This is a genomic window from Pseudomonas sp. LBUM1663 (assembly GCF_059695905.1).
In genome coordinates this window covers 6,592,563-6,611,963 of the sequence record NZ_CP166792.1, presented here as the reverse complement: position 1 = coordinate 6,611,963, position 19,401 = coordinate 6,592,563, and the positions used below count along the sequence as shown (strand labels likewise).

The 19,401-nt window shown below is 60.7% G+C and carries 16 protein-coding genes; 9 read left to right on the top strand and 7 right to left on the bottom strand.

Going from position 1 to position 19,401, the window contains the following annotated elements:
* Positions 1 to 130 precede the first annotated feature (130 nt).
* Together ACA075_RS30320 and ACA075_RS30315 are read left to right on the top strand one after the other, a co-directional pair.
* On the top strand, positions 131 to 1,327 hold the full coding sequence (locus ACA075_RS30320) for a DUF3142 domain-containing protein (RefSeq protein WP_497296748.1): 1,197 nt from the start codon (positions 131 to 133) through the stop codon (positions 1,325 to 1,327).
* Positions 1,314 to 3,434, top strand: coding sequence for a hypothetical protein (locus ACA075_RS30315; RefSeq protein WP_497296747.1), 2,121 nt, complete (start codon positions 1,314 to 1,316; stop codon positions 3,432 to 3,434). The genes ACA075_RS30320 and ACA075_RS30315 overlap by 14 nt, the downstream gene beginning before the upstream one ends.
* A gap of 3 nt (positions 3,435 to 3,437) precedes the next feature.
* On the opposite strand, the gene ACA075_RS30310 is transcribed toward ACA075_RS30315, so the two are convergent.
* Positions 3,438 to 4,067: a LysE family translocator gene (locus tag ACA075_RS30310; protein WP_497296746.1), complete on the bottom strand. Its 630-nt coding sequence runs from the start codon at positions 4,065 to 4,067 to the stop codon at positions 3,438 to 3,440.
* Between the two features lie 145 nt (positions 4,068 to 4,212).
* Here ACA075_RS30310 and ACA075_RS30305 point away from each other — a divergent pair, with 145 nt between their 5' ends.
* Positions 4,213 to 4,686 carry an Lrp/AsnC family transcriptional regulator gene (locus tag ACA075_RS30305; RefSeq protein ID WP_497296744.1) on the top strand — a complete coding sequence of 158 codons (474 nt, stop codon included), beginning with the start codon at positions 4,213 to 4,215 and terminating at the stop codon, positions 4,684 to 4,686.
* 120 nt (positions 4,687 to 4,806) lie between these two features.
* Here the strand turns inward: ACA075_RS30305 and lpdA are convergent, their stop codons facing one another.
* Positions 4,807 to 6,207 (bottom strand): dihydrolipoyl dehydrogenase, encoded by a 1,401-nt coding sequence (lpdA, locus tag ACA075_RS30300; RefSeq protein ID WP_497296743.1) that lies wholly within the window; start codon positions 6,205 to 6,207, stop codon positions 4,807 to 4,809.
* Between the two features lie 217 nt (positions 6,208 to 6,424).
* On the opposite strand from lpdA, the gene hflK (ACA075_RS30295) reads away from it, so the two are divergent.
* From hflK (ACA075_RS30295) to cfaB, 5 genes are all read left to right on the top strand, one after another.
* Positions 6,425 to 8,383: a protease modulator HflK gene (hflK, locus tag ACA075_RS30295; protein ID WP_497296742.1), complete on the top strand. Its 1,959-nt coding sequence runs from the start codon at positions 6,425 to 6,427 to the stop codon at positions 8,381 to 8,383.
* The gene (hflC, locus tag ACA075_RS30290; RefSeq protein WP_497296741.1) at positions 8,380 to 9,420 is read left to right on the top strand and encodes a protease modulator HflC; all 1,041 of its coding nucleotides are present in this window, start codon (positions 8,380 to 8,382) and stop codon (positions 9,418 to 9,420) included. The genes hflK (ACA075_RS30295) and hflC overlap by 4 nt, the downstream gene beginning before the upstream one ends.
* Positions 9,417 to 10,475 carry a protease modulator HflK gene (gene hflK / locus ACA075_RS30285; protein WP_497296740.1) on the top strand — a complete coding sequence of 353 codons (1,059 nt, stop codon included), beginning with the start codon at positions 9,417 to 9,419 and terminating at the stop codon, positions 10,473 to 10,475. The genes hflC and hflK (ACA075_RS30285) overlap by 4 nt, the downstream gene beginning before the upstream one ends.
* Positions 10,472 to 12,382, top strand: a complete 1,911-nt coding sequence (locus ACA075_RS30280; RefSeq protein WP_497296739.1) for a cation-translocating P-type ATPase — start codon at positions 10,472 to 10,474, stop codon at positions 12,380 to 12,382. Before hflK (ACA075_RS30285) ends, ACA075_RS30280 begins: the two co-directional genes overlap by 4 nt.
* 216 nt (positions 12,383 to 12,598) lie before the next feature.
* Entirely contained in the window at positions 12,599 to 13,780 is a 1,182-nt protein-coding gene (cfaB, locus tag ACA075_RS30275; RefSeq protein ID WP_497296738.1) for a C17 cyclopropane fatty acid synthase CfaB, read from the top strand.
* Here the strand turns inward: cfaB and cls are convergent.
* The gene (gene cls, locus ACA075_RS30270) at positions 13,777 to 15,216 is read right to left on the bottom strand and encodes a cardiolipin synthase (RefSeq protein ID WP_497296737.1); all 1,440 of its coding nucleotides are present in this window, start codon (positions 15,214 to 15,216) and stop codon (positions 13,777 to 13,779) included. The two genes, cfaB and cls, sit on opposite strands and share 4 nt — an antisense overlap.
* A 131-nt stretch (positions 15,217 to 15,347) precedes the next feature.
* Between cls and ACA075_RS30265 the strand changes: the two genes are divergently transcribed.
* Entirely contained in the window at positions 15,348 to 15,869 is a 522-nt protein-coding gene (locus ACA075_RS30265; protein ID WP_094469893.1) for a DUF3617 domain-containing protein, read from the top strand.
* A gap of 92 nt (positions 15,870 to 15,961) precedes the next feature.
* Here ACA075_RS30265 and ACA075_RS30260 read toward each other — a convergent pair whose 3' ends face one another.
* From ACA075_RS30260 to ACA075_RS30245, 4 genes are read right to left on the bottom strand one after another with little or no spacing between them, the layout of a single operon-like run.
* Positions 15,962 to 16,867, bottom strand: coding sequence for a His/Gly/Thr/Pro-type tRNA ligase C-terminal domain-containing protein (locus ACA075_RS30260; protein ID WP_497296736.1), 906 nt, complete (start codon positions 16,865 to 16,867; stop codon positions 15,962 to 15,964).
* A 30-nt stretch (positions 16,868 to 16,897) separates the two neighbouring features.
* Complete coding sequence (locus ACA075_RS30255; RefSeq protein ID WP_497296735.1) at positions 16,898 to 17,956, bottom strand: amidohydrolase family protein; 1,059 nt, start codon at positions 17,954 to 17,956, stop codon at positions 16,898 to 16,900.
* A 2-nt stretch (positions 17,957 to 17,958) separates the two neighbouring features.
* Entirely contained in the window at positions 17,959 to 18,519 is a 561-nt protein-coding gene (locus tag ACA075_RS30250; protein WP_077748526.1) for a gamma carbonic anhydrase family protein, read from the bottom strand.
* On the bottom strand, positions 18,516 to 19,391 hold the full coding sequence (locus tag ACA075_RS30245; protein ID WP_497296734.1) for a metal ABC transporter substrate-binding protein: 876 nt from the start codon (positions 19,389 to 19,391) through the stop codon (positions 18,516 to 18,518). The genes ACA075_RS30250 and ACA075_RS30245 overlap by 4 nt, the downstream gene beginning before the upstream one ends.
* Positions 19,392 to 19,401: the final 10 nt, after the last annotated feature.

Below are 19,401 nucleotides of genomic sequence, written 5' to 3'. Positions count from 1 at the left end.
AATCAGGCGACGCGGTTTTTTAGGTAAATCGTGCACTCAGGGTTTACGACTGCTGCGCAGCCGAACGCAGCCGAACGCAGCCGAACGCAGCCTTGCGCTGCTCGGCAGCTGCTACAGAGAAAGGGGATTCATGGATTTTTTTGTTCGACTGGCGGTGGTGCTTGCCGCTTTGATGCTGCTCAACGGTTGCGAGCAACACAACGCGCCACCGCTCGATCAGCAACTCTACGTCTGGCAACGGCAATGGACGTCGGCGCATGACGCTGCCCTGCAAGACAGTCGCGCTGACTTCTCAACCTTGCGGGTGCTGGCCTTGCAGGCGTTTCCTCAGGCGGGCTGGAGTCGGGCGCGGATTGATCCGGCGTTGCTCAAACGAGATGGCCGGCCGCTGATTGCAGTGATCCGTCTCGATGGCCAGCTCAAGGCGCTGGATCAGGACGACGTCACGGCGCAGATTCAGCAAGTGCTCAGCGATTGGCAAGGGCAGGGGCTAACGCTTTCCGGCGTGGAAATCGATCACGACGCCGGTAGCGCCCGGCTACCGGCTTACCGCGAATTTCTCACGCACTTGCGCGCGGGTTTACCCGCCGCGTTGCCGTTAAGCATCACCGCATTGCCGGCCTGGCTCGACAGCCCTGAATTGCCGGCACTCTTGGCGACCGTCGACAGCAGCGTGTTGCAGGTGCATGCGGTGAGCGATCCACGTCGCGGCTTGTTTGACCCCGATCAGGCCCGGCAATGGGCCAAGGCCTGGGGCCGCATCACCCCGAAACCCTTTTACCTGGCGCTGCCCGCCTATGGCGTGGCCCTGTTGCCGGGCACCAGCGGTGCGCCAGTCGTGGAAAGCGAAGTGCCTATCGAGCGCACCGGTAAACGCCAGGAATTGCTGGCAGACCCTTTGCAGCTGAGCGCACTCGCCGCCGAGCTGCGCGCCGACCCACCGACGCATCTGGCCGGCCTGATCTGGTTTCGCCTGCCGCTGGCGGGTGATCGTCGGGCCTGGAGCCTGAACACCCTGAAGGCCGTAGCTCGCGGAGATGCGCTCGACAGTCGCTTGAGTTTGAAACTCATCGCGCAAGACGACCTCTATGACATCAGCGTCAGCAATCAAGGCAATCTCGACAACGCCTGGCCCGAACGCGTGACACTGGCGGTTCGCGGCTGCGATGGCGCCGATGCGCTGGCCGGTTATTCATTGCAACAAAGCCCGGATCTGCTTACCTTCACCCGCTTGCGCGACGGCCGGATACCGGCCGGCGAGCAGCGCGCCATCGGTTGGGCACGCTGCGCACACATTGATCAAGGAGGTTCGAATGTTCACCCGTAACTGGCCCCGCCATTTGCTTTGCCTGGGCCTTAGCCTGCCGCTGGGTTCGGCGATGGCCTGCGGGCCGGACTTTCCGATGCGCTTGCTGGACAACCGCGCCCAGTCGCTGGCGGAGCTGCCGGAAGGCAACTTCCAATTCGAGATCAATCGCCTTGGGCATCTGATCGCAGGGCTCAAGAACGTTGAGACGTCCCCTTACAGCATGGAGTTGACCGACTACGCCGAGCAGCGGGACAAGGCCGAACAGGCCGGGTTGACGGTGGAGCAGCAAGCCCTGGTCAAACAACTGCGCGCCCTGAGCGATGCCCATCAAGTCGACACTCAGGGCGCGAGCCTGCCGGCCGAGCTTCGGTTCTATCTGGCGGGTGCGGCGGCGTTCAACGCCGGTGATCACGCGCTGGCCGCCGAATACTTCCAGAAAGTGCTGGCGCTGCCGGCGGATCAACGCGCATTGCGCAGCACCTGGGCCGCTTATTCATTAGGCCGGACGCTGTTTGCCCAGAGCGCCGAAGCAGACGCAGCGCCTGACCTGTTGGCACAGTCGCGCAAAGCCTTCGAGCAGGCCCTTCAGCTGAGCATCGAGGGCTTCAACGACCCGCTGGAACTCGGTGTCGCGAGCCTCGGCGAACAAGCCCGCGTGGCGCGCACCGCTGGCGACTGGAACAGCGCCATCAACCTGTACGCCACGCAAAATCGCCACGGTTCGGCGGTGGGTTACACCTCGCTGAAGCTGTTGATGGCGGATCTGCTGGCGATACCTGAAGATCAGTTGACCGAGTTGCTCAAGGGCAAACCGGTGCAGCAACTGGTGACGGCGTCGCTGATCAGTCGCCTGGGCTGGTCCTTCGGTGATCAGCCGCCGAACGAACTGAAGCTGATCAAACTCCTGCAAAGCAGCACGCGCGGCAGTCTGGACAACGCGGACCGACTGGCGGCGATGAATTATCAACAGGGCGATTACACCAGCGCCAAAGCGTTCCTTGAGCATGCCGGGGACGGCGGTCTGGCGTGGTGGCTGCGGGCGAAGCTGGCGCTGCGTGAGGGCGACAAAAGCGCAGCGGCTGCGGCATATGCCAAGGCGGCCCAGGCCTTCCCGCAGAACGAGTCGTGGGGCGAGCGGCGCACACCCGACTACGATTTCGAAAGCCTGCAGCCCAAGTGCCGGGTCGAGGGTGAAAGCGCGATACTGGCGCTGCAACGCGGGGATTACCTGCAAGCGTTCGATCAGCTTTATCGCAGCCAAAGTATCTATTGGTTCGATGCGGCGATCGTTGCCGAGCGGGTGCTGACCGTCGATGAGCTTAAGCATTACGTCGACACCCAAGTGTCGGCACCGCCCGCGCTGAGCCAGCAGGATCGTGACAACTACGTGCCCTTGCCGGTGGCGGCGCAACTGCGCAATTTGCTCGGGCGTCGGTTGTTGCGCGAGGAGCGCTACGACGAAGCGTTGGTGTACTTCGACAATCCCGACCTACAGAAAAAAGCCCGGTTGTATGCGCAGCAGCGGCAGTTGGCTGATGCGGCGTGGTGGCCGACCAAACGCGCCGCCGCCCTGTTCAACGCAGCCTGGACGGCGCGCGAGTGGGGCATGGACATTCTGGGTTATGAAATGGCCCCGGACTACGCCACGTTTGGCGGCAATTACAGCCTGGAGACGGCTGAACTGAAGGTCGGACCATTGGTGGCCGAAGGTGAAGTCCAGCGCCAGCAAGCCAGCGCCGCGAAGCCTGACGAGCGCTATCACTATCGATTCGTCGCAACGGCTTTGGCCAACCGTGCCGCCGATAACTTGCCTCACACCAGCCAGGCCTTTGCAGCGGTATTGTGTTCGGCGGCAGGGTGGAACAGCAGCCTTGAAGACCAAAGTGCGCTGTACCAGCGCTATGTCAAAGAAGGGCCTTACGTGGAGTGGGCGGTGGATTTTGGCCACCAGTGCCCGTATCCCGACTTCGAAAATGCGAGCAAACGTTATGTCACCCAGGTGACTGACGCCACGCGTTCGGTGTTGCGGCCGTACAAGTGGCCGTTGCAGATCGGCGGGGTTATCGCGGTGGTTGCCGTGGCGCTGTTATTGATCAACCGGCGCCGCCGTCGTAAGGCGCAGTAAGGTTCAGGCCTGTTGAACAAAGGTCAGCCGCACGGCGAAGCCGATCAACAGGCTGCCGAACACCCACTGTTGCAGGCGCTGGGCCGAGGGACTGCGTTGCAGCCAGCGGCCCAGTGCGGCACCGGTCAAGGCGTAGGCGCTGTCGAACAGCAAACCGACGCCGACCAGCAGTACGCCCAATACCGCAAACTGCGCGAGCACCGGTCCTGCGTGAGGGTTGATGAACTGCGGCAATAACACTGAGCAGAACAGCAACGCCTTGGGGTTGAGCAGGTTGGTCAGCAAGCCGCGCTGGATTGCGTCTTGCCAGCGAGGTTGTTCGAGGGGGGCATTGCCGCCATTCAGGTTCGGCAACATCGTGGTTCGCAGGCACTGAATGCCGATCCACAGCAGGTAAGCGGCCCCCGCCAGACGCACCACGTCGAAGGTCCACGGCGCAGCCTTGAACAGCGCCGCCAGCCCCAACGCGGCAAGCGCCACATGGCATCCACGAGCAATGCCCAGACCCACCGCCGTTGCCAACGCCGCGCCTTTGCCCTGACGGGCGCCGGTTTGCAGCAGCAGAATCATGTCCGGGCCGGGCAACAGATACACCACCGCCAGCGCCATGAAAAACAGCCAGAGTCCTTCCACGTTGCACCCCATTCGTTGTCGATTTGGTAGCGCCAGTCTAGGGCTCAAGGGTGGGGCAGGTGCTTGCGTAGTCAGCTTCTAAACGCTTGGGAATTGGCATAACCTGCCACTTTGTGAAGAATAAACCATCAGGATCTACCAAGCGATGAAACTGGATACCTACGACCGAAAGATTCTGGCGGCCCTGCAACGGGACGGGCGCTTGAGCAATGTGCAATTGGCCGAGGAGATCGGTTTGTCCGCTTCCCCCTGTTTGCGCCGGGTGCGGATGCTGGAGGAGGCCGGCGTGATTCGCGGCTATCAGGCCAATCTTGATCGTGACGAAGTGGGGCTTGGGCTGACGGTGTTTGTCGGGGTTAAGGTTGAGCGCCACAACGATGAGCAGGCCGAAGCCTTTCGCCTGGCCGTCACGGCACTGCCGGAGGTGATTTCGGCGTTCCTGGTGTCAGGGGAATCGGATTTTCTGCTGCAAGTGGTGGTGCCGGATTTGCGCGGGTATGACCGCTTTCTCACGGAACGACTGCTGAAATTGCCGGGCGTGAGCGACATCCGCAGCAACTTTGCGATTCACACGGTGAAGACGCCGGGGGCGTTACCGTTGGGGCATTTGCCGCTTTAGACCGAGTCGGCCCCATCGCGAGCAGGCTCCCTCCCACACTGGTTTTGTGTACGCCACAAATCCCTGTGGGAGCGAGCCTGCTCGCGATAGCGGTAGACCTGTCACCGCCAATGTTCAGGGTTACATCTGCGTCGCCATCCCCTCCACATTCATCGCCGCCTGACGCAACGCCTCGGATCGCGTTGGGTGCGGATGGCATGTCAACGCAATGTCCTCAGCCGATGCGCTGAACTCCATCGCCACACAATATTCACCAATCATTTCACTGACACTCGGCCCCACAAGGTGCACGCCGAGAATCTCGTCGGTGCGCTCATCGGCCAGTACTTTGGCAAAGCCCTCGGTCTCGTGGTTGATCTTCGCCCGGCTGTTGGCGGTGAAGGGGAATTTGCCGACCTTGTAAGCGCGGCCTTCAGCCTTGAGCTGCTCTTCAGTTTTGCCGACGCTGGCCAATTCAGGCTTGGTGTAGATGACGTTGGGGATCAAGTCGTAATTGACCTCGCCTGCCTTGCCGACGATCTGCTCGATGCAGGCCATGGCTTCATCTTCGGCCTTGTGGGCGAGCATCGGCCCGGACGTGACGTCGCCGATCACCCACACGCCAGCGGCTTCGGTGCGGTGGCCTTTGTTGGCGAGCATGCCGCGCTTGTCGGTGGCGAGGCCAACGTTCTCTAACCCCAGGCCCTGGGTATAAGGTCGGCGGCCGATGGACACCAGCACGTAATCGGCTTCGATCAACTCGGCGGTGCCGCCAGCTGCGGGCTCCACGCTGAGCTGAACGCCGTTTGCCGAGGTGGTGGCACTGGTCACTTTCGAGCTCAACTTGAAGCTGATGCCCTGTTTACTCAATGAACGCTGCAGGGTTTTGCCTGCTTCACCGTCCACACCGGGACAGATCCGGTCGAGAAATTCGACCACCGTCACCTGAGCGCCCAAGCGCCGCCACACCGAGCCCAGTTCCAGGCCGATGACGCCGGCCCCGATCACCACCAAGTGCTTCGGCACTTCGGCCAGCGATAACGCCCCGGTGGAATCGAGGATGCGCTTGTTGTCGATCTCGACGCCGGGCAGGGGAGTGGGCTCGGAGCCGGTGGCGATGATGATGTCTTTGGCACTCAGTTCGGTCTTGCCGCCCTGGCTGTCGGTCACCGTCACTTTGCCCGGCCCGTCGATGTGGCCCCAGCCTTTAATCCAGTCGACTTTGTTTTTGCGAAACAGAAATTCGATGCCCTTGGTCAGCCCGGTCACGCTTTCATCTTTCTGCTTCATCATCTGGGCGAGGTGCAGGGTGGGTTTGACCTCGATGCCCAGGTTGGCAAATTCCGAGCCCATGGCCGCGTCGTAGAGTTCCGAGGCATGCAAAAGCGCCTTGGAGGGCATGCAACCGACGTTAAGGCAGGTGCCGCCGAGCGTCGCCCGACCTTCCACGCACGCCGCTTTCAGGCCCAGTTGACCTGCGCGGATCGCTGCGTTGTAGCCGCCGGGGCCACCGCCCAGTATTACGACGTCATAAGTGCTCATGGATGTACTCCTGGACTGAAAGGGGAATGGGCTGGATAACCGTAGTCTTTGATTAAAATTACGGACGTAATATGTGCGTTTGCGGGTATTTCGGTCAAGGCTTCAGCAACGCGACAGGTTGAGCGTCTTTAGATAGAGCGAATGAGTACAAAAATTTCACCACTTTCGTTATATGGTAACGAAATGCGATGTAGCCAATGATAAGCACTGGGGTGGTATGCAAGTCGATCTCGAAGTCGATGGAACGCAGGTAGCCGGGCTGCCGCGCTTTCAGCAGGCGGTTTTTCAAGGGCGGCGATTGCGTCAGTTCGCCATCGGCCTGAGTGCCTTGGCGGCGGTCGGGTTGGTGTTGTCGTTTTTTGTCGGGCTGTTTGCGCCGTTGACGCTGTGGGCCCCGTTGCTGGTGAATCAGGGCGCCGGTTTGCTGGTGCTGATTGCGGGGCTGCAATCAGCCTGGTGGGTGACAAAGTGGCGCGCACAAGCGATGAGCCCACCGCTGCCCGTGGTGGTTTTGGATGAAATCGTTTCTCCCGAAGGCTGGTATGAGCGACTGCTGGAGCGGCTCAGCCAGCGCTGGGTGCGCTTGCTCGGGCAGATCGGCGCACCGACCCTCTGGCTCGCCGGTTGGGCGCTATTGGCGATCTACAGCATCAGCCAATTCTGGAACCTCGCGTTGCCGCCCGCGGCATTGGGATTATCGGCGAGCGTCGGCGCCGCGCTGTCGTTGTTGCTGGCCTTCGGATTGCTGGTGCTTGAGCGTCAACTCGCCCAGGAAAACGTTACCGAGTGGCCTGAAGCGGGGCAGGTGGCGCAACTGTGCCGGGTAGCGATCATTTGCCTGGTGGTAAGCGCTTTGTGTCTGTTGTTCGGCAGCGAAACCTCAGTCTGGCCGGCGCGGTTGGCGGTGCTGATCGGTATGCTGCCAGGACTGGTCGCGGTCGAGTTGCTGCTGCGTGCGGTGTTATCGCTATTCAGCCCTCGCCGTGAACAACTGGAACCGACGTTGTTGGCGCGAAGTGTTGTCGCCGACATGCTGCGCTGGCCGCCACAACCTTTGCTGGCGTTGCAGCACGAACTTCACAACCGCTTCGGCATCGACTTGCGGCAGATTTGGGCCTTCACCTACATGCGCCGGGCGTTTTTGCCGGTGATGGCAGTGGTGGCGATTGTCGGCTGGTCGCTCACCGGCATTCACGAAATACCCCTGCAAGGGCGGGGCATCTATGAACGTTTCGGTAAACCGGTTGAGGTGTTCGGTCCGGGTTTGCACGCCGGTTTGCCGTGGCCCCTGGGCCGGGTACTGAACGTTGAAAACGGCGTCGTACACGAGTTGGCAACAAGTGTTGGCGAAACATCGGCGCCGTTCGTTCTGGAACCAGCAGAAGGCCCGGCGCCGGCGATTGCCAATCGCTTGTGGGACGCCAGCCATGTGAACGATAAATCCCAGGTCATCGCCAGCAGCCGTGCTGACAAGCAGAGCTTTCAGATCGTCAACATGGACGTGCGTTTTGTCTATCGCATCGGTCTGACCGATCGAGCGGCGTTGGCCGCGACGTACAACAGTGCTGATGTACCGACGTTGATTCGCAGCACCGCCAGCCGGATTCTGGTTCACGACTTTGCCTCGCGAACCCTCGATGGTTTGCTCGGCGAAGACAGGGTAGGGCTGGCCGAAGAGATAGGCCGCGCCGTGCAGTCTGATTTGCACAAACTCGACAGCGGCGTAGAAATTCTCGCCACGGTGGTGGAGGCGATCCATCCGCCAGCTGGTGCAGCCAACGCTTATCACGGGGTTCAGGCGGCGCAGATTGGTGCCCAGGCATTGATCTCGCGTGAGCGCGGGGCGGCAACGGAAGCGACCAATCAGGCGCAATTGCAGGCCAGCATCGCACGCGATCAGGCGACGGCCAGTGCGCATGAAATCAATTCCACCGCCAAGGCGGCTGATCTGAAATTCACTGCCGAGCAAAAAGCGTATGCCAGTGCCGGCCAGGCGTTCGTGCTGGAACAGTACTTCAGCCAACTCACCCAAGGCCTGGCCAACGCCCGGTTGCTGGTGCTCGATCATCGTCTGGGTGGCAGCAGCAACGCGCCGACCATCGACCTACGTACCTTCACGCTGCCGGCCGATCCTGCGTCGCCGCGCACCAGCGCTCAGCCAGGAGCCACCCATTGAGCCAGTCGCACTCTCAAGATCATGACGACCACGCCGGCCACGATCACGGCCATGGCGGACATCACCACGGTCACCATCACCATCATCACGGCGATCCACAGGAAGCCGGTCCATTCCCGTGGCGGCGCATGGGTTGGGCGGCATTGCTCGTGGCGTTCGCCATCGCGGCAGCCAGTCTGGTGCAGGTTCGCTCGGGGGAGGCCACGGTGATCACTCGCTTCGGCAATCCGTCGCGGGTGTTGCTGGAGCCGGGTCTTGGCTGGCGCTGGCCGGCACCGTTTGAAGCGGCCATTCCTGTCGACTTGCGGCTGCGCACCACCTCCAGCGGCCTACAGGATGTGGGCACGCGCGACGGTTTGCGCATTATCGTTCAGGCGTATGTGGCGTGGCAGGTGCAGGGCGACCCAGACAACGTGCAGCGATTTATGCGCGCCGTGCAGAATCAGCCGGACGAAGCGGCGCGGCAGATTCGTACGTTTGTCGGTTCTGCACTGGAAACCACCGCGAGCAGTTTCGATCTGGCCAACCTGGTGAACACCGACGCCAATCAAGTGCACATTGCCGACTTCGAAGCGCAGCTGCGGAAACAGATCGATCAGCAGTTGCTGACCACGTATGGCGTTCGCGTGCTGCAAGTGGGCATCGAACGTTTGACCTTGCCGTCGGTAACGCTCACTGCCACCGTCGATCGCATGCGCGCCGAGCGTGAAACAATTGCCACTGAACGCACCGCCATCGGCAAGCGAGAAGCCGCGCAAATTCGATCGGCTGCCGAGCGTGATGCGCGAATCGTACAGGCCGACGCGACGGTCAAAGCGGCTGATATCGAAGCTCAATCCCGTGTCGAAGCCGCGCAGATTTACGGCCGTGCGTATGCCGGTTCGCCACAGCTTTATAACTTGCTGCGCTCCCTCGATACCTTGGGCACGATCGTCACCCCAGGCACCAAACTGATATTGCGCACCGATGCCGCGCCTTTCCGGGTGTTGGTTGACGGTCCGCCGACCCTCGATAACAAGTCCGGGTCGCAGCCATGAATTTAGTTCCACGTGGAACACATGAGTTAAGTAGCCCCTGGATTCAGGCTGGGCGATTGGCTTTTTTGGCGCTGTACGGAGTGACAATTCTCGCCGCGTTAGCTTGGGCATTCTCCAATGTGCGGCAGATTGATCCTCAGAATCGGGCGGTGGTCCTGCACTTCGGCGCGCTGGATCGCATCCAGAATGCCGGGTTGCTGTTGGCTTGGCCGCGCCCCGTTGAACAAGTGATTTTGTTGCCGGCGGCTGACCGGGTGATCGAGCGTCGGGTGGAGAATCTGCTTCGCAGCGATGCTGCCTTGCAGGCCGATCGGGTGGCGTCCTTCGCGACACCGTTGAGCGATGCGCTCGCTGGGTCGGGCTATTTGCTGACCGGTGACGCGGGCGTGGTGCAACTGGATGTGCGGGTTTTCTACAAAGTCACCGAACCTTACGCCTTCGTGCTTCAAGGTGAACATGTGCTGCCAGCACTCGATCGGCTGGTCACCCGCAGCGCCGTTGCCCTGACTGCCGCACGAGACCTGGACACCATTTTGGTGGCGCGACCGGAGCTGATCGGCAGCGACAATCAGGCGGCCGAACGTCGCGAACGCCTGCGCGGCGACTTGGTGCAAGGCATCAATCAACGTCTAGCCGAGCTGACAGCGACGGGGCAGGGACTGGGCATCGAAGTGGCACGAGTCGATGTGCAATCGAGTCTGCCCGGCCCCGCGGTGAATGCGTTCAATGCGGTGTTGACCGCCAGCCAGCAAGCCGATAAAGCCGTCGCCAATGCGCGCACCGAGGCGGAGAAACTGACACAGACCGCCAATGAACAAGGCGACCGGACACTGCAAGTCGCCCACGCCCAAGCGAGCGAACGGCTGGCCAAAGCTTCGGCTGATACGGCCACGGTGTTGAGCCTGGCCCAGGCGCAACAACAGGGCACCGACCCGCAAATGTTGCTGCGTATTTATCGTGAGCGGATGCCGAAGATTCTCGGCCAGGCCGGCTCGGTAACGACGGTCAATCCGAAAGACGATTCCCGCCTGATCATTCAGGGAGCAGCGCAATGACCACCCAAACCGCCGCCGCACCCAGCCTGTTGTCCTCGGCGGAACAACGCAGCGCTGCACGCCAATTGACCCTGGCCATGTTTGCCCTTGGCTTGCTCAGCCTCGGGTTGATCTGGCGCTGGCTGTCACCGGAGCAGACGGGCGTCAGTCAATTGCTGTTGGGTTTTGCTTCGTTGCTGGTGGCCGTGCCGGTGATGCGTTCGGCGTGGTACAGCCTGCGATATCCGAGCTTGCACGGGATCACCGATCAGCTGATCGCCCTCGCCATGCTCGGTGCCTGGGCGACGGGTGATTTGCTGACTGCTGCGTTGCTGCCGATCATCATGATCTTTGGTCACGTACTGGAAGAGCGCAGCGTGATCGGTTCCCAGGAAGCGATTCGCGCCCTCGGAAAATTGACCCGCAGTCACGCTCGCAAGGTTCAGGTGGACGGTGCCATCGTCGAAGTCGACAACGGCACACTTAAAACCGGCGACATTGTCGAGGTACGAGCGGGTGACCGAGTGCCGGCCGATGGTCGGGTGTTGTCCGGTCAGGCGAGCCTCGACACGGCATCGATTACCGGTGAGTCGGTGCCGATCGAGGCACGCGTTGGCATGCAGGTCTTTGGCGGTGCGATCAACCTCGACGGCCTGCTGCGCATCGAAGTGACCCGCACCGGCAACGAATCGACGCTCGGTAAAGTCATCGCCCTGATGCAAAGCGCCGAGCGTTCGAAGCCGCCGATCACTCGTTTGCTCGAACGCTACGCCGGCAGTTACATGGTGCTGGTGTTGCTGTTGGCGGCGGTGACCTGGTTTGTCACCAACGATGCCCAGGCGATGCTCGCGGTGCTGGTGGCGGCGTGTCCTTGCGCGTTGGTGTTATCGGCACCGGCCACGGCGATTGCCGGCGTGACGGTGGCGGCGCGGCACGGGATTCTGATTCGCAGCTCAGCGTTTCTGGAAGAGTTGGCGGACCTCACGTCGCTGGTGGTCGACAAGACCGGAACCCTGACGTTTGGCACCTTGCGCTTGCAGTCCATTGACAGCCCGCTGGAGGATCGCAGTCACGTGTTGAAACTCGCCGCCAGCCTCGGCTCGGCCAGCAGTCATCCGGTCAGCCGTGCACTCGCCGGGTTGGTCACGCAGGAACATTTTCTGCTGCTGTCGGACATCCACGAGCGCCAGGGTCTGGGCGTGGTCGCGATGACGGAGCAGGGCGAGGCAGCGCTGGGCCGTCCAGAGCTATTCGCGCAGTTGGGCATCGCCACGTCGACCGTTCCCGAACACGATGGCCCGATTGCCGGGCTGGCACTCAACGGTGAATTCCTGGCTTGGCTGTTGCTGGCTGACAGCGTCAAACCAGAAGCGCGATTTGCCTTGAGCGAATTACGTGAGTTGGGTTTGGGTCGCCAGTTGCTGCTCACCGGAGATCGGCAAAGCGTCGCGCACACACTGGCACGTGATGTCGGCATCAGCGATGTTGAGGCGCAGGCACTGCCTGAGGACAAACTCAACCGCGTGCTGACAGAAATCGACAACGGTTTCCGGCCGATGGTGGTAGGGGATGGCATCAACGATTCACTGGCACTCAAGGCCGGCGTCGTAGGGGTGGCCATGGGCGCGGGTGGCGCGGACATCGCGCTGGCGTCGGCGGACATTGTGTTGATCGGCAGCGACCTGCGTCGCCTCGGAACCTGTGTCCGGTTGAGTCGCCAATGTCGGCAGACCTTGCAGGTCAACGTGATCATCGGTCTGGGCTGGACCCTGGCGATTGTCACATTCGCGGCGTTCGGCTGGCTCGGTGCAGCAGGGGCGATGATCGCGGCGTTGCTGCATAACCTCAGTACGTTGTTGGTGCTCGGTAACGCGGGGCGCCTGCTGCGCTTTCAGGAGCCTTTGCTGAAAATCAAAGACGAGGCTTGAACGCCTCTAAAACAGGGCTATGGGGGCAAAACCAACTTTTTAGAACTGTGCATCAAGTTTGTAGTCATCTAGGGTGAGGACCATCTGCTTTTGTGGACTCACGACGGCTGGTTTAAGCGCCGCGAGTTATAGAAAAACGCTATTAAATCGATAGCCAGCTATTTTTCCAGGATGGTCTACCCTCACATCAGACGTCTGAAACAAGGGGGACTTTCCATGCTCGCGCAACTTCCACCGGCCTTACAGAATCTGCAGTTACCGATACGCCTGCGACTCTGGGACGGCCATGAGTTCAACCTGGGGCCGACGCCCAGCGTCACTATTGTGGTCAAGGACCCACAAATGGTTACCCAGTTTACTCATCCAAGCCTGGACGCGCTCGGAGCGGCGTTTGTCGAAGGCAAGTTGGAACTCGAAGGCTCCATCAGCGACGTGATTCGCGTCTGTGACGAATGGAGCCAGGCGTTGCTCGGTGACCAAGACAGTCATCCCGTGCGCACTGTCCACGACAAGGAAACCGACGCGAAGGCGATTTCCTACCACTACGATCTTTCCAACGCGTTTTATCAGCTGTGGCTCGACAGCGACATGGCGTATTCCTGTGCCTATTTCGAGACCGGCAGCGAAACGCTGGAGCAAGCTCAGCAAGCCAAATTCCGTCACCTGTGCCGCAAGCTGCGGCTGCAACCGGGTGAATACTTGCTGGACGTCGGGTGCGGTTGGGGTGGGCTGGCCCGGTATGCGGCCCGTGAGTTCGGCGCGAAAGTGTTCGGGATTACCCTGAGTAAAGAGCAATTGGCGTTGGCCCGTGAACGGGTTACCGCGGAAGGCCTGGACGATCTGATTGAACTGCAACTGCTCGACTATCGCGATCTGCCTCAGGACGGTCGCTTCGACAAAGTGGTCAGCGTCGGCATGTTCGAACATGTCGGCCACGCCAATCTGGCCGAATACTGCAAGACCTTGTTCGGCTCGGTGAAAGAGGGTGGCCTGGTGATGAACCACGGCATTACCGCCAAGCACACTGATGGCCGTCCGGTTGGACGCGGTGCCGGTGATTTCATCGAGAAATACGTGTTCCCCAACGGCGAGTTGCCGCACCTGTCGATGATCTCCGCCGAGATCAGCGAAGCGGGGCTGGAGATCGTCGACGTCGAGAGTCTACGTCTGCACTACGCGCGCACCCTGGACCATTGGAGCGAACGCCTGGAGGACAATCTGGAAGCCGCTTCCAGGCTGGTTCCGGAACAGGCGCTGCGGATCTGGCGTTTGTACCTGGCTGGATGTGCTTATGCATTCGCCCGAGGCTGGATCAACCTGCACCAGATTCTCGCGGTGAAAGCCCACGCCGATGGCAGCCATGAACTGCCATGGACTCGCGACGATATCTACCTTTAGAGAATCGGTGAAATAAGCCGGGCGATCCGCATGCCGACCTGTTGCAGGCGGCGGGTCTCCCGGCTTTCTTCTTTGGCGATCTCGTGGGCCTGGGCGAAGTCATCGTTGAGCATCTGTTCCACCTCGGCGGCAAACGTACTGTCGACGGTCAGCAACATCACTTCGAAATTGAGCCGGAACGAACGGTTGTCCAGATTGGCGCTGCCGATGGCGCTGATTTCACTGTCGATCAACACCACCTTCTGATGCAGGAAACCCGGCGCGTACCGGAACACTCTCACGCCTGCGCGCACGGCTTCGAAGGCATAGAGGCTCGAGGCCGCGTAGACGATTCGATGGTCCGGTCGTGAGGGCAGCAGCAGCCGCACATCCACGCCTCGAAGAACGGCCAGTCTCAACGCGGCAAACACGGCCTCGTCGGGGATGAAGTAAGGGCTGGTGATCCACACCCGTTCTGTTGCCGCGTGGATGGCTTCGACAAAGAACAATGAGCAGGTTTCGTAGGAATCGGCCGGGCCACTGGCGAGCAATTGGCAGAGCACACCGTCGTCCGGATACACGTCCGGCAGGATCAGCGGCGGCAATGATCGCGCCGCCCAGAACCAGTCTTCGGCAAACGATTCCTGCATGCAGGCCACCACCGGCCCGCACACGCGGACGTGGGTGTCGCGCCAGGGCGCCAGCGGCGGTTTCTCGCCCATGTATTCGTCGCCGACGTTATGCCCGCCGACGAAGCCCAGAATGCCGTCGACCACGACGATCTTGCGGTGATTGCGGAAATTGACCTGGAAGCGGTTGAGCCAGCCGCTGCGGGTGGCGAAGGCTTTGACCTCGACGCCGGCGTCACGCAACGGCTGCACGTAACCGTGGGGCAGGGAATGGCTGCCGATGCGGTCGTACAGCAAGTGGATCGCCACGCCTTCGGCGGCTTTCTTCAGCAACAACGTTTGCAGGCGCTGGCCGAGACGGTCGTCGTGGATGATGAAAAATTGAATCAGCACCGCTTCCTTCGCGTTGTCGATGGCTTCGAAAATCGCGTCGAAGGTGGCTTTGCCATTGATCAGCAAGCGCACTTCGTTGTTCGCCAGGCACGGCATGCGGCCCAGTTTCGGCATCGCCCGCAGGGACGCGTAGGCGTTGGAAGCGCGTGCGGTCAGCGCCTCTTCTACCCAGGGGCGCCAGTTGAGCTCGGAGATGGCCTTGCGCATTTCCTCGTTGGCTTGTCGCCGCGCATTGATGTAGCCATCGAAGGTGCTGCGGCCGAAGACCAGATACGGAATCAGCGTGAGGTAAGGCATGAAGATCAACGACAGGGCCCAGGCGATAGCTCCCTGGGCGGTCCGGACGGTGAGTACGGCGTGGATGGCTGCGATCAGGCCCAGCGTATGAAGCAGTGCAATCATGTAGCCGAAAATGTGCGGTCCAAAGTAATCCATGGGGCAGCCTTGCTCCTGAAGATTCAATGCTTAACAGACCATGTTCCGTGCAGAATGTCGCTATTTAATTGGCCCATGAACTGAAGCCTATGGCTGACGTCTAACGGCCACTACTGATCAGGAGTTACTCGATGAACGTTCGTCTGCTGGGTTTGGCCGTGGCTCTAGGTTTAGCACTTCCTGTGGCCGCTCAGGCGCAGATGCTGCAGCCAGGTTTGTGGGAGTTGACCACGAGCAACATGAAGGTCGATGACCAGAACCTGCCGGACTTGCAGCTGATCCTCGGTCAGTTGCAGGGCCAGATGACCCCGCAACAGCGCGCGCAGCTGGAGAAGCAGGGCATCACCATGGGCGGAAAGGGGATACGGGCGTGTCTGACGCCGGAGCAAGTGAAGTCAGACAATATCCCGCTGACGGACCCGCAATCGGGCTGCAAACAGGAAATCACTGAGCGCAGCGGCAATCAGTGGAAATTCCGTTTCAGCTGTCCGAAAGCGCAGGGCGCGGGTGTCGCCACCTTCCTCAGTGATCGTGAGTTCACCACCAAGGTCAACGGCACGTTCAATGCGACCGGCATTCAGCAGAAGGGTAGCCTCGATACCCGTGCGGTTTGGCTGGGTCAGGATTGCGGGACCGTTAAGCCGAGAGCTTAAAAGCTTCGCGGGCAAGTCGGATCGCCGCCCGCTCGCTCCTACAGGGTCGGTGTGTATCCTGTGGGAGCTAGCCTGCTAGCGATGGCGTCGCTTCAGACACCCGCAATACCCGTTGACCTCAACCACTCACACACCGCATCAACTGCCATCCTGCCGAAATCCTCCCCGGTACGGCTGCGCACACTGACAAACCCACCGGCTTTTTCTTTCTCCCCGATCACCACCAGATACGGCACTTGCTGACTGTGCTCGCGGATCTTGTGGCGGACTTTCTCGGTGCGCAGATCAGCACGAGCGCGCACGCCACCTCGGCGCAATGCCTCGGTCACCGACTGTGCGTAATCCGCCTGACGCTCGTCCATGCTGACAATGATCACGTGCGGCGGCGCCCGCCAGTCTTCCAGTTCCTGTTGGCACGACCAGCACGTGCCATAGATCCGCTGTGGCTCCGTGCCGCTGATGTGATCGAGCGCGAATGCCTGCAACACCCGGGTCGCGGGCACATGCGGGCCCACCGACACACACTCGAAGTCTCCAAGAAGATAGGGCAATGACGTTTCCGTGAGCGTCGATGGGGATGACTGTTTGCGGCGCCGGATTGAATGGTTGGTTGCTGCCAGGGTCTTCATGCGCGCTTCGATGCCGGCAAGGTCGACCAGATTCAGAGGCCGCTCAAACGCAAACTCATGAAAGAACCCATCACCCAGCTCCGCTCCGTTGTACAACTGCGCTCTTGGATAGAGTTGTTTGATGGCCACCGCCAGCATCAATGCACAGGAGCGTCGCAATATCTCCAACCCATCGGGCTCTTGAGGCGTGACGATGCTGACCCGGGCATCGGCCTCGATCATGAATTCACAGTCCACCAGAACGCCGTCCACCCGACCGGCGACGGCCGCTTTGGCCAGACCGGCGCCGATGCTCGCTGCGAACTCATACACCGACAACGGTTGGTCGTATTCACGCAATGAACCATTGCTCAGGGTGATGTGAATCATGTCGGTGCTCTCGAGTGCAATAAACGCGCGTTAGCGCATAAACCGTAGGGGTAAACCCTGACAGTTGTCATTAAGACGTTTGTCGTGCCAGGCGATTTGCCCCGATACGATTGTGGTGCTGACGCTGTGGCGAAAACGCTGGCGAGCGAAGGGTGTCCAGCCGCATTGCGACAAGATCGGCTGCCTGGAAACGGCCACGCCTTCTGGCTCGGGTTTGATCAGAACGAGGTCGGCCCAGTAGCCTTCGCGCAGATAGCCGCGGTCGGGAATGGCAAACAGATCAGCCACGCGGTGACTGGTCTTGGCCACGAGGGTAGTTATCGGCAGCACTTCGTCGATCACCAGTTCCATTAACGCGGGCACGGCGTGTTGCACCAATGGCAAACCGGACGGGGCCCGGTGGTAGGGCCGTTGTTTCTCCGCCCAGGTGTGCGGCGCGTGATCGCTGCCGATGACGTCCAGTCGATTGCTCATCAGGGCTTGGCGCAGGGCATTACGATCGGCCTGGGTCTTGATCGCCGGATTGCACTTGATCAGGTTGCCGAGGCTCGGGTAGTCACGATCAAGGATGGTAGGCACTTCGGCGAACAATCGTTCAAGTGTCTGCGGGTCGTCCACCAACATGTTGCCGGTAGAGGCGCCCATGAACACTTTCACGCCAGCCACTTCGCAGGGATTGAGCGCCGCAACGGTGTCGAGGTTGTCGTTGCTCACACCAAAGTGGAAGCCGTAGTTGGCGACGGAGTTGATCGCCACTCGCCGCTTCTTGTCAGCGAGTGCCGCGAGGGTCAGGGTGGCCGGATTTGTGTTGGGCATGTCCATGAAACTGGTGATGCCGCCCGCCACGGCCGCCCGCGATTCGGTGTAAAAGCTACCCTTGTCGGGTGCCCCGGGATCTCGGAAATGCACCTGGTCGTCGATCATGCCGGGCTCTAGCCACTGCCCTTGTGCGTCGATTTCGACGTGGGCATATTCGCCGTGGATGCTGCTGGCGATCTTCACGATCCGGCCGTTGGTCACCAGCAGATCACCATCGAATTCCCGACCTTCGTTCACCAATCTGGCATTGCGAATCAGCACGCTGCTCATGGTCAAAACTCGTTCTGCAGGGCTTTGTAGCCGCGCACCAGATCGACGTTGGTGCGCGCCACGTCTTCGGAAAATTCCGAGGCACTGACGCTCACCGGTGGGAACTGCGACAGGTCGGTGTTAGGGCCGATGCGGGTGGTGGAGGGCACGTAGAAGTCCTCGGGCAAGTCACGACCGTCGACCACTGAGTTGTGCCGCACCACGCAGCCATCGCCGACCGCGCAGTTGAACAGCACGCTGTTGAAACCGATGAACACTCGATCACCAACCGTGCAAGGGCCATGAACGATGGAGCGGTGAGCGATGGAACTGAACTCGCCGATGGTCACCGCCGCGCCGGACTTGGAGTGGATCACCACGCCATCCTGAATGTTCGAGTTGGCGCCGATGGTGATTGGCTCCATCTCGCCTGACGCATCCACTTCGTCGGCCCGAATAACTGCGTAGGGGCCGACAAAAACGTTTTCGCCGATCACCACTTTGCCGCAGATGATTGCAGTTTTATCCACGTAGGCAGACTCCGCAATCAGTGGCAAATCGCCTGAGGGGTTCTTTCGGATCATGGCGTGCTCAATGCGTCGTAGAGGGTGTTGAGGTTGTATTCGAACAGTCCGGCGAAGGTGCTCGCCGGACCGGTCGCGGCGAGCGCGTCGGAGTACAGCGTGCCACCGATGTGCGCACCGCTTTCATCGGCAATCTGCTTGAGCAGACGGGCATCCTTGATGTTTTCCATGAACACCGCTTTGACCTTGGCCTGACGGATCTGGGTGATCAGCGCGGCGACTTCGGCGGCCGAAGGTTCGCGTTCCGTAGACAGGCCTTGCGGTGCCATGAAGTCGATGCCGTAGGCCTGGCCCAGATAACCGAACGCATCGTGAGAGGTGACGATCTTGCGATTGCCCGGTGGCAGCGAACCGAGCTTGGCCTTGGCTTCGGCGAGCAGTGCGTAGATCTGTTTCAGGTAGGCCTGACTGTTGCGTTCGTAGTCGGCTTTGTTCGCCGGGTCGGCAGCGATCAGCGCCTTGGTGATGTTGCTGATGTACAGCTCGGTGTTGGCCAGGTTGTGCCAGGCGTGAGGGTCGGGCACGGTCTCGCCATCTTCATCCAGGGAGCGCGGAATGACTCCGTGGCTCGCACTGATGACCGCGGCTTTGGTCTCGGTGCTGGTCACCAGGCGATCCAGCCAAGATTCGAACCCCAGGCCGTTTTTGATAATAAGTCTGGCCTTGAGCAAGGCTTTGGCATCGTCCGGGGTCGGCTCGTAGGTGTGGGCATCGGCGTCAGGACCGACCATGTTGGTGATCTGGATATGGTCTCCGCCGACCTGATGGGTCATGTCGGCGAGGATGCTGAAACTGGTGACCACTTGAAGTTTTTCCGCAGCAGACAGCGACATCGGCAGCATCAGACTGAACAGCACGAGTAAAGCGCGCATCGGAAAGCAC

What these genes read in the sequence shown, in the direction of transcription:
- ACA075_RS30265 (WP_094469893.1), top strand. Translation starts at nt 15,348, where the DNA reads ATGAACGTTCGTCTGCTGGGTTTGGCCGTGGCTCTAGGTTTAGCACTT.
- lpdA (WP_497296743.1), bottom strand. Translation starts at nt 6,207, where the DNA reads ATGAGCACTTATGACGTCGTAATACTGGGCGGTGGCCCCGGCGGCTAC.
- ACA075_RS30260 (WP_497296736.1), bottom strand. Translation starts at nt 16,867, where the DNA reads ATGATTCACATCACCCTGAGCAATGGTTCATTGCGTGAATACGACCAA.
- cls (WP_497296737.1), bottom strand. Translation starts at nt 15,216, where the DNA reads ATGGATTACTTTGGACCGCACATTTTCGGCTACATGATTGCACTGCTT.
- ACA075_RS30320 (WP_497296748.1), top strand. Translation starts at nt 131, where the DNA reads ATGGATTTTTTTGTTCGACTGGCGGTGGTGCTTGCCGCTTTGATGCTG.
- ACA075_RS30250 (WP_077748526.1), bottom strand. Translation starts at nt 18,519, where the DNA reads ATGATCCGAAAGAACCCCTCAGGCGATTTGCCACTGATTGCGGAGTCT.
- ACA075_RS30305 (WP_497296744.1), top strand. Translation starts at nt 4,213, where the DNA reads ATGAAACTGGATACCTACGACCGAAAGATTCTGGCGGCCCTGCAACGG.
- hflK (WP_497296740.1), top strand. Translation starts at nt 9,417, where the DNA reads ATGAATTTAGTTCCACGTGGAACACATGAGTTAAGTAGCCCCTGGATT.
- ACA075_RS30280 (WP_497296739.1), top strand. Translation starts at nt 10,472, where the DNA reads ATGACCACCCAAACCGCCGCCGCACCCAGCCTGTTGTCCTCGGCGGAA.
- ACA075_RS30315 (WP_497296747.1), top strand. Translation starts at nt 1,314, where the DNA reads ATGTTCACCCGTAACTGGCCCCGCCATTTGCTTTGCCTGGGCCTTAGC.
- ACA075_RS30245 (WP_497296734.1), bottom strand. Translation starts at nt 19,391, where the DNA reads ATGCGCGCTTTACTCGTGCTGTTCAGTCTGATGCTGCCGATGTCGCTG.
- hflK (WP_497296742.1), top strand. Translation starts at nt 6,425, where the DNA reads ATGCAAGTCGATCTCGAAGTCGATGGAACGCAGGTAGCCGGGCTGCCG.
- cfaB (WP_497296738.1), top strand. Translation starts at nt 12,599, where the DNA reads ATGCTCGCGCAACTTCCACCGGCCTTACAGAATCTGCAGTTACCGATA.
- ACA075_RS30255 (WP_497296735.1), bottom strand. Translation starts at nt 17,956, where the DNA reads ATGAGCAGCGTGCTGATTCGCAATGCCAGATTGGTGAACGAAGGTCGG.